This window comes from Testudinibacter sp. 'clade 2' (genome assembly GCF_006227735.1).
Taxonomy (GTDB): Bacteria; Pseudomonadota; Gammaproteobacteria; order Enterobacterales; family Pasteurellaceae; genus Chelonobacter.
Map to the genome: position 1 here is coordinate 1 of NZ_VDHB01000109.1, position 11,158 is coordinate 11,158.

Consider the following 11,158-nt stretch of genomic DNA (forward strand, 5'->3'; position numbering starts at 1 on the left):
GGACTATGCCTCTTTTTTGCCATTACTTTTCGCTACTACAGCGGCGTTAAAAGCCGTTCGTTTAGAATCACTAAACTTCACGACTTTTGCCTTGTATTGACGAAAAATAGTCTATAGCTCAAATTATAAACAAAGATCAACAGACCCTAATTATGGATTTAATTCGCGTCAGCACGGAAAACTCATCCGCTTTTTTGCCGCTTCGCGGATCTAAGGTCAGCACTTGGATTACATCAACCTGATCCAAGTAAGGTGCTAATTGTGATAGATCGGTGTCGGGGCATAAGCTGAGCCCGCCCAAAACAGGCTGCTGTTCTTCAACCGCACTTTGCGCATTTAACCATGCCAATGCCGCCGCTAAATCACCATCACCTTCGAGCTGTAATGTCACAATATCCGCCCCATTTGCCACACAGGTTTTCGCCAGTTCACACTGATTTTTCACCATCAAATGCACATCTTTATAGAAGAGATCCGGAAATTGCTTTATCGCCCCGGCGCCTACCGTAAACAGCGGTGAAAATTGTCCGTCCGCCAGATCAAAATGCAGCAATTTAAGCCGATTATTCTGTAAAATAGATAAATTTTGCTTTAATTCCAACCAGTTTGAAGAGAGAATCCCAACGCTAAGGGGTTGAGATTTCATCGCTTGAATAACTTGTGATTTACTTTTTTTCATTTACTTCATCGCTAAGATCTTGCGGCAAAATCCAATTAAAGACTTTTTTACTTCTGGAATCGGTCATCAGCGGTTCCAACTCTTTGACACATTGATGATAATGAGCCGTTTGCCGGTGCGCTTGCAAAGCAGCCTCATTTTTATACACCTCATAGGCATAAAATCGGGTTTTAACTTCCGGATCCTGCAACACATCAAACCGCAAATTACCGGGCTCTTTCCGAGTTCCATAATGGTTTGCCGCAAAAACATCTAAAAAAGCTTGCTCTTTTCCTTCTTTGATATTGATTTCCACCAACATAGCAAACATAGTAGGCTCCTAAATATACCAAACTTAGATAACGATATAATGGCAAGCGTTGCGACACCTGCCATTAGGCTCGATTGATCGTTATTTATTTTTTTCACTGAGATAAAGTTGATAAGCTGTTGCTGCGTTTTCCCCGCCATGTACAACCGCATGCACCGCTTTTAACATCGCAATCGGCGCATCCGATTGAAAAATATTGCGCCCCATATCCACACCAGCTGCCCCCTGATCAATCGCTTGGTAGCACATCTCCAATGCTTCTTGTTCAGGAAGTTTTTTACCGCCGGCAATCACAATTGGCACCGGACAACCTGCCGTAACACGTTCAAACCCTTTCTCAACATAATAGGTTTTGATTACATGCGCGCCCATTTCTGCCGCTATACGGGTAGCTAATGAAAAATAGCGTTGATCTCTCACCATGTCTTTTCCGACCCCGGTGACTGCCATGGTCGGGATGCCATAACGCATGCCACTATCCACCAATTGAATAATATTCTTAATCGATTGGTGTTCATGTTCGGTTCCGATATAAACCTGAGCTGCCATTGCCGACACATTCAACCGCACCGCATCTTCCACACAGACCGCAACCGCCTCATTGGAAAGCTCGGTTAAAATCGAATTAGCTCCAGATGCCCGCAACACTACAGGTTTGCCGGTGTCCGGCGGCACAACGCTGCGTAAAATTCCGCGGGTACACATCAACACATCAGTATATTCAAACAACGGTGCGATATTCAAATCAATCCGCTCCAAACCAGTTGTCGGTCCTTGAAAATAGCCGTGATCAAATGCCAACATAATGGTTTTGCCGGTTTTGGGATGAAATATATTCGCCAAACGCGACTGCATTCCCCAGTCCAAAGCACCAAGTCCTTTCATGTAAAATGCTTTATTGCTCTGTGGTCTGTCCACACCAAAGTCTTTACCATCTCTGATATCATCTAAATCTGCCATGTTTATCTCCTGTTAATGTCCAAACGATTAGAAATTGTAGTTATCAATATTTTCTGCGGTAAATACCACCCGTTGCGGTAACACAACAATACCGTTATCTGCCGCTTCATAGTCATAACCCTGTACACTGTTTGGCGATACCTCGACCATTCCTACCCCCGGAATATCTAATTTATCACCCACTTTTAGGGATTTGCCTTTCAGTACGTCATTTGCCACCGCAACTGAAATTTTGCCTTGCTGTACCACGTCCCATAACCCGAACTGTTTCACCGTACCGCGCTTCACATAAGGCCGCATCACATTTGGAGTACTGAATCCGACAATCGTCACACCTTCACGTTTAAGATTTTCTGCTGCTTGTGCCGCCGCCGGTAGCGCATTGGCATCCGGCGCGATAATTGCATCTAAATCCGGGTAGGCTTTCAAAATACCTTCTGCCGTTTGTAGCGACTTAATGGCGTCGTTATAGCCGAATTGAGTCGTGACGATTTCCCACTCCGGATGCTCCGCTGCAATTTTTTCTTTCGCCACTTTTACCCATTGATTCTGATCGGTCACCGTCGGGCTGGAATAGAAAAACGCCACTCTGGCTTTCGGTTTGGTAATTTGGCTGGACGCCATTTCAACCAACATCGAACCTAGTTGGGTTGGTGTGCCTTGGTTAATATAGTAACTACGGCATTCCGGATTGGTATCTGAATCCCAAGTGAGCACTTTTACTCCGCGCTTCATCGCCCGTTGCAGCGTAGAACACAAACCGTCTGGGGAAACCGCTGCAACCACAATTGCGTTATAGCCTTGATTAACAAAGTTATTAATCAATTGCACTTGGTTAGAAACACTCGGTTCCGTCGGTCCGTCATAAGTCACATCCACACCCAACGTTTTTCCCATTTCAACCGCACCTTGTCCGCCACTGGTGAAATACCCCACGCCAACCAACTTAGGAATAAAAGCAATACGATCGGCAGCATTGGCGGTACTGATTGCAGATAAGCCTAACGCCACTGCAAGTGCGGTTGATTTCATAAGTAAATGTTTCATAAGTGTTCTCCTGCTTGAGTTTTATAAAACATACTGCATATCAGTATGCTCCTTTATGGTTGGTGATGATGAATCACCGACTTTCCGATTTTGCGACGAATCCAATAACGCATTGCGCCGTAATGCAAACTGACGGACTTCCCAATTAACACAATAATCAAAAGTGCGCCTGATAACGCGCTGGATATTTCATTGGGAATGCCAATCATCTGTAACCCTTGCTGTAAATAACCTATTAATAACGCAGCGATTGCCGTGCCGAGAATAGAACCCGAACCGCCGTAGATATTCGCACCACCCAATACCACTGCGGTTAACACCGGCATTAATAACGAACTGCCTAAATCCGAACGGGCAGAACCAAAATAGGAAACCAGTAAAATCGCAACAAATGCTGCCACCAAGCCGATTGCCGAATAGATAGTAAACAGCGTTTTATTCACGGGCACCGCGCTGTAACGTGCAGTTCTTTCACTTTGACCAATCAGAAAAGTGCTTCTGCCCACGGTTGTTTTATGCATTAACAACCAAAACATAACCGACATAATCAGAAAATAAATAATCGGTGTCGGAATTCCAAACAGGGTTTGGTTGGCAAATTCCAGCAAACTATCCGGAAAACCACCAATGCCTTCGTAGCCGGTTGCACCGGCAAAGCCGGATAACAGTAATGCACCGCCGCCATAGAGATACATGGTGCCCAACGTGATGACGAGTGGGTTGACTTTGGTATAAATAATTAATCCGGCATTAAACAAACCACATATTCCGCCCAATATCAGCGTTAATGGAATCGCAATAAACAAGGAGATATCGGCTTTAAACAAAACGCCGAGAAAAATGGCACATAAACCAACCGTCGAACCAAAAGAGATATCGATACCGCCACTGACAATAATCATGGTTAACGGCAACGCCAACATACCGATATAAATAAAATCGCTGGTGCTATACAGCAAAACATTCATATCCAGCATTCTGGGATTCAACATTCCAAAGCCTAATATTTCGATGATCAACAGGCAAAAAAGTGCGGTTTCCCAACCATATTTTCTGATATTGCTTTTTAGTTTCAACATATCATCTGCCCTATAATTTATTTTGGGTGAGATCATCTTTCAGAAAACGAGCATAACGTTGTGATTTAATATTTTTTTCGATCATGATTCGAATACGTCCGTCAAATACTAAAACTGCTAACAACACAATACCTGCCACAAAATTATTCCAATATGCCGGCACTTTTAATAACACTAGAATCGTATCAATCTCAATTAAAAAATAAGCACCTAATATTGCACCGATAATATTGCCCGAACCGCCCAATAAACTAATGCCGCCTAATACACAAGCTGCAATGGCTTTCATCTCCAGCCCGTTCCCCGTTGAATTGGGGACAAATCCTATTTGTGCGGCAAACACAATGCCAGCTAACGCAGCGGTGATACCATTAATGGCAAAGGCTGATATTCTAATTAAATTAACGTTCACACCAAGCTGTAATGCGCCTTGTAAATTATCGCCGACCGCATAAAAATTTCTGCCTAACCGCACTTTAGTCAACAGAATATAAGCTGCGATAATTAAGAGAATTAATAACCAACCGATGGGGGAAATATTTAATAACATTGGTTCCGATAACGATTTTAGTTCTTGTGGCAACCCCTCAATCCATTTACCGCCGGTTAATAACAACATAATACCTTTATATAAACCTAACGTGCCTAATGTAGCGACAATGGCAGGGATCCGTAATATTGTCACCAAAACACCATTAAATAATCCGGCTAAAAAGCCGCATAATATTGTGCACATAAAAGCAACGCTCAGTTCATAACCTAAATTAAGCAAACTGCCCATAATAACCGCACACAATCCCATAATTGAGCCGACCGACACATCAATATTTCGAGTTAAAATAACAAAGCTCGCCCCGATTGACAGTAGCATCACGATTTGCGCAGAGGTAAATATCATTGTCACCGTTTGCAAATTAAAACGACTGTCACTCCACATTATTAATAACAGAAATAAAAACAGGATAGCGAATACAATAGTCAACTCACGGTTATTTTGTATAAACTTCCACATAATAAAATCCTTTTATTGATTAAAGTGCGGTCTGGCCACTGAATGCCATGTGCATAATATTATCTGAATTAATATTTTTCCCGGTTAACGCCGATCCAATTTCCCCATCGTGCATCACGAAAACCCGATCCGACATCTGCTCAATTTCCTCTAAATCGGAAGAGATAAATAAAACAGCCACATTTTGCTTGGCTATATTTTTTATTAATTGATAAATATCCGCCCTCGCGCCAATATCAACCCCACGAGTAGGTTCATCAATAATTAATAACGCCGGATCGGCTTCCAGACATTTCGCAATCAGAATTTTTTGCTGATTGCCGCCGGATAATGTTCTGACCAACTGCGAAGGGTGGTTAAATTTAATGCCGATTGCTCTGTGATAACGCTCTAAAATCGCCTCTTCTTTCGCTTGATTAAGCCAAAATCCCATCTGGGTATAAGTCAAACCACAGGTATTCCAAGAAAGTGGTGCATCTAAATACAGTCCCGAAGCCTGCCGATCTTCAGGCAAATAAACAATTCCCTGTTGCAACCGCTGTTTGATGCCAAACGGATTTATTGTGTGATTATCAAAAATAATTTCTCCGTTTTTCTCTTTACGCAAACCATATAAAGTCTCTGCCAACTCGGTTCTGCCTGCGCCAACAACTCCTGCCAAGCCTAAAATCTCGCCGGGGTAAATTTCAAAACTAATATTTTTAAACCCTTCGCCGGTCAAATTTTTCACTTGTAAAATCGGCACATCGGTAGTTTTGACTCGATTATGTCCCGGTAATTCCAACCAGAGTTTTTGTGCTTCGCTTAAATGGGCTGATTTGGATTTTGGTGTAATCGCTGCAATCACAGCCTCTCGATTCAGCGTGTTTGTTGCCCCACTGAGCGCAATATAGCCGTCACGCATCACACTGATCACATCTGAAATTCGCCAAACTTCCGGTAACTTATGCGAGATAAAGACAATTCCGACGCCCTTTGCCAATAGCGAGTGGATCTTTTTAAACAAGCTTTCGGTTTCGACCGGGGTTAAAGACGCAGTAGGCTCGTCTAAAATCAAAATAGAGGCATCGCGCATTAATCCGCGCATAATTTCAACCAGCTGTTGATCCGCCACCTCCAATAATCCAGCCTGCATCTCCAATTTCAGATGTGAATTCAACTCTTGCAGCAACAAATTTACTTTGTTTTCACTCTGCTGATTGGCTTTCAAACCAAATAAAATATTCTCTTTCACACTGAGATTCGGAAACAGCAGCGGTTCTTGCGGCACCAGATAGATGCCTAACTGATGCGCTTTGCTCGGTGATAACGAACTTTGTAGCTGACCGTTGATCTCAATTGCACCACAGTCTTGCGGCTGAATGCCGGCAATGATTTTCATCAAGGTCGATTTTCCCGCCCCGTTTCCGCCCAAAAGCGCATGAACTTGTCCGGAATACAGCTCAAAGTCGATGTCTTTTAAAACTTCAACGCCGGAAAATGACTTACTGACATCTTGTGTTCTCAGTAATAATCTTTTTTCTGAAGATCTGTTTTCCATAACTCCCCACCAAATAAATGAACAAATATATTTTTATTTTTCATTTGTTCATTAAGCTATCAGATAAAAATTTAAATAACAGTGATCAATATCACAAAAAATAGATCGATTTAGTGTAAAATAAGCTAAAAATCTGATTTAAGCGTTATCTGTGATCTCAATCACGGTTATGCAATAAAAACAAAATGAACAATTGATAAAAATAAAATCATATGAATAATACGTTAAACCAGTATAAGGAAACTTGAGATGAGCCGAGTAAAAGAAGCGGAACATATTCTACACAGCATGACTGAAGAGGAGATGCTGGCCAGAATCGCATGGTTTTACTACCACGATAATCTGACCCAAGGAGAAATCGGCAAACGGCTCGATATCCCCAGATTGAAAGTGTCGCGTTTACTAGAAAAAGGACGACAACTTGGCGTGATAAAAGTGCAAATCAACTCACGCTTTACAGGCTGCTTGGAATTAGAGGAAGCGCTGCAACAATATTTTCATCTCAAGCATATTCGGGTCTTACCGGCATTGGAACAACACGAAATTAATACCCGGTTAGGGATCGGTGCTTCGCAGATGTTGATGTCGCTGATGAAGCCGAATCAACTGATGGCAATCGGTTTTGGTGAAACAATTATGCAGACCATCAAATACTGCAACGAATTTATCACCAGTAATCAGTTGAAATTAATTACGCTTTCCGGCGGTGTTGGTCCATATATGAAAGGCATCGGAGAATTGGACGGTTCTTGCAGTATCAGCATCATTCCGGCGCCATTAAGAGCCTCCTCAGTTGAAGCCGCAAGACTATTTAAACGAGAAGCCTGTGTCCGCGATATTATGCTTGCCGCCGGTGCCGCCGATGTGGCGATTGTCGGGATAGGTTCTACCCAGCAAAAAGGGCAAGCCACCTTGATTCGTTCTGGTTATATCAATGAAGAAGGGCAACAAGAATTACGTTCCAAAGGTGCTATTGGTGATATTCTCGGCTATTTTATGCAGCATGACGGCACATTACAGCCCGATATCCCATTGCACGATGAACTGATCAGCCTGCCGTTAGAAAAATTAGTCAAAATACCGACCGTTATCGGAATTGCCGGCGGCGAGAACAAAGTCGATGCGATTTTAAGCGCTTTAAACGGAAAATATATCAATTCCCTCGTGACCGAGGAGAAGACAGCAAAAATGATTTTGGCGCAAATTGTATGATGGCATTAAAAATAATGGCATTAAAAATAATGGCGTTAAAAACTGTAGGCATTTAAGTTTAAGATAAAGCAACCAGCTTGAGTTAACACGGTATTATTTTAAAATCAAACGCCTATACATTTATTTCATTCACTTGGAGGAAATCAAATGGATAGCAACTCAAATCATTATCTCATGGCTTTAGATGCCGGAACCGGAAGTGTAAGAGCGGTTATTTTTGATTTGCAAGGCAACCAAATCAGCTCGGCACAAAAAGAGTGGACACATTTAGCCGATCCGCAAATTCCAGGATCAATGAATTTTGATTTACAGCCTAATTGGGAACTTGCCAGTGAATGTATTAAACAGTCAATCCAGCGCGCCAACATAGACGCTGCACAAATTATAGCGGTTTCAACCTGCTCAATGCGTGAGGGGATCGTACTTTATGACCAACAACAGCGTGCTATTTGGGCGTGCGGCAATGTTGATGCCAGAGCGGTCGAGGAAGTTAAAGCATTAAAAATGCTAAATGACCGCACTTTTGAGAAAAAAGTGTATGATATCTCAGGACAAACCTTAGCATTAAGTGCGATTCCCCGTTTATTGTGGCTGTCGAAACATCAGCCGGAACTTTATGCCCAAGTTCATGCCATCAGCATGATTAGTGACTGGCTGGCATTTATGTTGAGCGGTGAACTGGTGGTAGAGCCGTCAAACGCCGGCACCACTGGTCTGCTAAATCTGAAAAACCGAAATTGGCAACCGGATTTGTTAGAGGCGGTCGGCTTAAACTCAGATATTTTGCCAGCCGTGAAAGAAACCGGAAGCTTATTAGGTAAAGTGCGGTCAGAGATTGCAGCAGCAACCGGGCTTAGCACCGAAACGTGCGTGGTTGTCGGTGGTGGTGATGTCCAACTGGGTTGTGTCGGACTCGGCATCACCGAAGCTTCACAAGCAGCGATTATCGGCGGCACTTTCTGGCAGCAGGTGGTCAATTTACCTGAAGCAAAAACCGATCCTGAGATGAATATCCGTGTTAATCCGCATGTTATTCCGCCACTGGTGCAAGCCGAATCGATCAGCTTTTTCACCGGGTTAACCATGCGCTGGTTCCGAGATGCTTTTTGTGAAGCGGAAAAACACCTTGCCGAGCAACTGGGCATCGATACCTACACATTATTAGAACAAATGGCAGCTCGGGTACCGGTCGGTTCCAATGACATTGTGCCGGTGTTCTCGGATGCGATGCATTTTAAATCTTGGTATCACGCTTCGCCTTCTTTTATTAATCTCTCTTTGGACTCCGCCAAATGCAATAAAGCAGCACTGTTCCGCGCGTTGGAGGAGAATGCCGCGATTGTTTCATCCTGTAATTTAGATCAAGTGCAAAAATTTTCAGGGGTTAAACTGAGTTCTGTCGTTTTTGCCGGTGGTGGCGCTAAAGGCCAGCTTTGGAGCCAAATTTTAGCCGATGTCACCGGATTAACGGTTAATATTCCTGTTGTGAAAGAGGCAACCGCACTTGGCTGTGCCATCGCTGCCGGTGTCGGCGTGGGAATTTACTCTTCTCTATCCGCAGCCGGTAAAAAATTGGTCAAATTCGAACGGCAGCATCAGCCCGACCAACAAAATCACGCCATTTATCAAGCCCATAAAAAGAAGTGGATAGAAATTTACCATCAACAGCTGCTGTTAGTCGATTCCGACCTCACCACCTCGCTTTGGAAAGCGCCCGGATTATAGGGCTGTCATTGGTGGTCTGTCATTGACGGGCTGATATTTTTCCATTTATAACCTAACAATCTAATTTAGAACACGAGATTGTTTTACATTATCTCAGCCGTTATATACACTTAGCTCATAATCCCCCAAAACCATGACCTAAGGAAAAACCATGTGCCAACTCCTCGGTATGAACTGCAACACCCCGACCGATATTGTGTTTTCGTTTGAGGGTTTCCGTTGTCGTGGCGGGTTAACCGATTCGCATGCGGACGGATTTGGGATCGGTTTTTTTGAGAACAAGGGCGTGCGTTTGTTTCACGACGACAAAGCCAGCGCCACCTCACCGGTGGCGGATTTGGTGCGTAACTATCCGATTCAGTCGAAAAATGTGATTGCGCATATCCGCAAGGCGACGCAGGGGCCGATTTTATTGGCGAATACCCATCCGTTTATGCGTGAGATGTGGGGGCAATATTGGCTGTTTGCTCACAATGGCAATTTGAAAGGCTTTCAACCAAATGAGGGGCAATATTACCGCCCGGTCGGCACGACCGATTCGGAAGCGGCGTTTTGCTATTTGCTGGAAACCTTACGCCAGAAATTTGATTACTCGCCAAGTGTCGAGCAAATTTTTAGCGAAGTGGACAATATCGCACAGCAATTGCGTCAATACGGTTTGCTGAATTTTCTGCTCTCCAATGGTGAGTGGCTAATCACCCACACTGGTTCGTTGCTACATTATATCGTGCGTAAAGCACCGTTTGGCGAGGCGAAATTGGTTGATGATGACGTGCAAATTGATTTTGCTTCGGTCACCACGCCGAATGATCGGGTGGCGGTCATCGCCACGTTGCCGTTGACCGATAATGAAAATTGGCAACAATTGGCAGTCAATGAATTGGCGCTGTTTCAAGACGGCGACATTTTACTGCGCCACACGCCTCCCAATCCGTATTACCCGACCGAAGCGAAAGGGTTGGAAATGGCACGTCAGGCTGTGTAACCGCACTTTATGTCAATTTTATCCAACGAGCAGCAACAACTGCGCCACCTTAATCTGCAAATCAGTCGCCGCTTACGTGCCTGTTTGGCTCTCGCCGAACAGCATTTCAAGCGCACTTTTGTCATGCCAGAATTTAATTTTAACCTGCGTGGCGTGAAAGCCGGCGTTGCTTATCTGCAACAAAATGAAATCCGCCTGAACCGCACTTTGCTGTTGGAAAACAGTGAGGAATTTTTGCGCCAAGTCGTGCCACACGAACTGGCGCATTTAATTGTGTACCAAGTCTCCGGGCGGGTGCAACCGCACGGCAAAGAGTGGCAATTTGTGATGCAAAACCTGTTTAAGCTGCCAGCCGACACCTGCCACCAATTTGATGTGCAACGTGTGCAAGGCAAAACCGTTGCTTACCGCTGCGACTGCCAAACCCACCAGCTCAGCGTGCGCCGCCACAATAATATCCTACGCAATAAAGTGCGTTATCATTGTCGGGTGTGTAAAGGTGTTTTACTGGAAGAAGATGCGTAGAAACTGGTGCGGTGATAGTTTGCTTCCCCCTTGATCGGCGAAGAAATCCTAAGGTACAATCCCATGGTACAACCCGAACATCCT

Annotated in this window: 11 protein-coding genes; 4 read left to right on the forward strand and 7 right to left on the reverse strand. The window is 44.0% G+C overall.

Annotated features, from left to right (window positions below; all coding sequences use genetic code 11):
* Positions 1 to 136: 136 nt before the first annotated feature.
* The 7 genes from FHQ30_RS08955 to lsrA all read right to left on the reverse strand — a co-directional run bounded on the left by FHQ30_RS08955 (position 137) and on the right by lsrA (position 6,627).
* Positions 137 to 679 (reverse strand): beta/alpha barrel domain-containing protein, encoded by a 543-nt coding sequence (locus FHQ30_RS08955; RefSeq protein WP_139611548.1) that lies wholly within the window; start codon positions 677 to 679, stop codon positions 137 to 139.
* The gene (gene lsrG / locus FHQ30_RS08960) at positions 666 to 989 is read right to left on the reverse strand and encodes a (4S)-4-hydroxy-5-phosphonooxypentane-2,3-dione isomerase (RefSeq protein ID WP_139611549.1); all 324 of its coding nucleotides are present in this window, start codon (positions 987 to 989) and stop codon (positions 666 to 668) included. Before lsrG ends, FHQ30_RS08955 begins: the two co-directional genes overlap by 14 nt.
* Before the next feature lie 81 nt (positions 990 to 1,070).
* Positions 1,071 to 1,949, reverse strand: a complete 879-nt coding sequence (gene lsrF / locus FHQ30_RS08965; RefSeq protein ID WP_139611550.1) for a 3-hydroxy-5-phosphonooxypentane-2,4-dione thiolase — start codon at positions 1,947 to 1,949, stop codon at positions 1,071 to 1,073.
* Between the two features lie 27 nt (positions 1,950 to 1,976).
* A complete protein-coding gene (gene lsrB, locus FHQ30_RS08970; RefSeq protein ID WP_139611551.1) occupies positions 1,977 to 2,996 on the reverse strand; it encodes an autoinducer 2 ABC transporter substrate-binding protein LsrB in 1,020 nt (339 codons plus the stop codon).
* A 53-nt stretch (positions 2,997 to 3,049) separates the two neighbouring features.
* On the reverse strand, positions 3,050 to 4,075 hold the full coding sequence (gene lsrD / locus FHQ30_RS08975) for an autoinducer 2 ABC transporter permease LsrD (RefSeq protein WP_139611552.1): 1,026 nt from the start codon (positions 4,073 to 4,075) through the stop codon (positions 3,050 to 3,052).
* A 10-nt stretch (positions 4,076 to 4,085) separates the two neighbouring features.
* Positions 4,086 to 5,087, reverse strand: coding sequence for an autoinducer 2 ABC transporter permease LsrC (lsrC, locus tag FHQ30_RS08980; RefSeq protein ID WP_139611553.1), 1,002 nt, complete (start codon positions 5,085 to 5,087; stop codon positions 4,086 to 4,088).
* A gap of 19 nt (positions 5,088 to 5,106) precedes the next feature.
* Entirely contained in the window at positions 5,107 to 6,627 is a 1,521-nt protein-coding gene (gene lsrA, locus FHQ30_RS08985; protein ID WP_139611554.1) for an autoinducer 2 ABC transporter ATP-binding protein LsrA, read from the reverse strand.
* 249 nt (positions 6,628 to 6,876) lie between these two features.
* Between lsrA and lsrR the strand changes: the two genes are divergently transcribed.
* From lsrR to FHQ30_RS09005, 4 genes are all read left to right on the forward strand, one after another.
* Positions 6,877 to 7,839, forward strand: coding sequence for a transcriptional regulator LsrR (lsrR, locus tag FHQ30_RS08990; protein WP_139611555.1), 963 nt, complete (start codon positions 6,877 to 6,879; stop codon positions 7,837 to 7,839).
* 147 nt (positions 7,840 to 7,986) lie between these two features.
* Positions 7,987 to 9,564, forward strand: coding sequence for an autoinducer-2 kinase (lsrK, locus tag FHQ30_RS08995; RefSeq protein WP_267963834.1), 1,578 nt, complete (start codon positions 7,987 to 7,989; stop codon positions 9,562 to 9,564).
* A gap of 151 nt (positions 9,565 to 9,715) precedes the next feature.
* Positions 9,716 to 10,549 (forward strand): class II glutamine amidotransferase, encoded by an 834-nt coding sequence (locus FHQ30_RS09000; protein WP_139611556.1) that lies wholly within the window; start codon positions 9,716 to 9,718, stop codon positions 10,547 to 10,549.
* Positions 10,550 to 10,564: 15 nt separating this feature from the next.
* Positions 10,565 to 11,074, forward strand: coding sequence for a SprT family zinc-dependent metalloprotease (locus FHQ30_RS09005; protein WP_442805683.1), 510 nt, complete (start codon positions 10,565 to 10,567; stop codon positions 11,072 to 11,074).
* The last annotated feature ends 84 nt before the right edge of the window (positions 11,075 to 11,158 follow it).

What these genes read in the sequence shown, in the direction of transcription:
- FHQ30_RS08955 (WP_139611548.1), bottom strand. Translation starts at nt 679, where the DNA reads ATGAAAAAAAGTAAATCACAAGTTATTCAAGCGATGAAATCTCAACCC.
- lsrG (WP_139611549.1), bottom strand. Translation starts at nt 989, where the DNA reads ATGTTTGCTATGTTGGTGGAAATCAATATCAAAGAAGGAAAAGAGCAA.
- lsrF (WP_139611550.1), bottom strand. Translation starts at nt 1,949, where the DNA reads ATGGCAGATTTAGATGATATCAGAGATGGTAAAGACTTTGGTGTGGAC.
- lsrB (WP_139611551.1), bottom strand. Translation starts at nt 2,996, where the DNA reads ATGAAACATTTACTTATGAAATCAACCGCACTTGCAGTGGCGTTAGGC.
- lsrD (WP_139611552.1), bottom strand. Translation starts at nt 4,075, where the DNA reads ATGTTGAAACTAAAAAGCAATATCAGAAAATATGGTTGGGAAACCGCA.
- lsrC (WP_139611553.1), bottom strand. Translation starts at nt 5,087, where the DNA reads ATGTGGAAGTTTATACAAAATAACCGTGAGTTGACTATTGTATTCGCT.
- lsrA (WP_139611554.1), bottom strand. Translation starts at nt 6,627, where the DNA reads ATGGAAAACAGATCTTCAGAAAAAAGATTATTACTGAGAACACAAGAT.
- lsrR (WP_139611555.1), top strand. Translation starts at nt 6,877, where the DNA reads ATGAGCCGAGTAAAAGAAGCGGAACATATTCTACACAGCATGACTGAA.
- lsrK (WP_267963834.1), top strand. Translation starts at nt 7,987, where the DNA reads ATGGATAGCAACTCAAATCATTATCTCATGGCTTTAGATGCCGGAACC.
- FHQ30_RS09000 (WP_139611556.1), top strand. Translation starts at nt 9,716, where the DNA reads ATGTGCCAACTCCTCGGTATGAACTGCAACACCCCGACCGATATTGTG.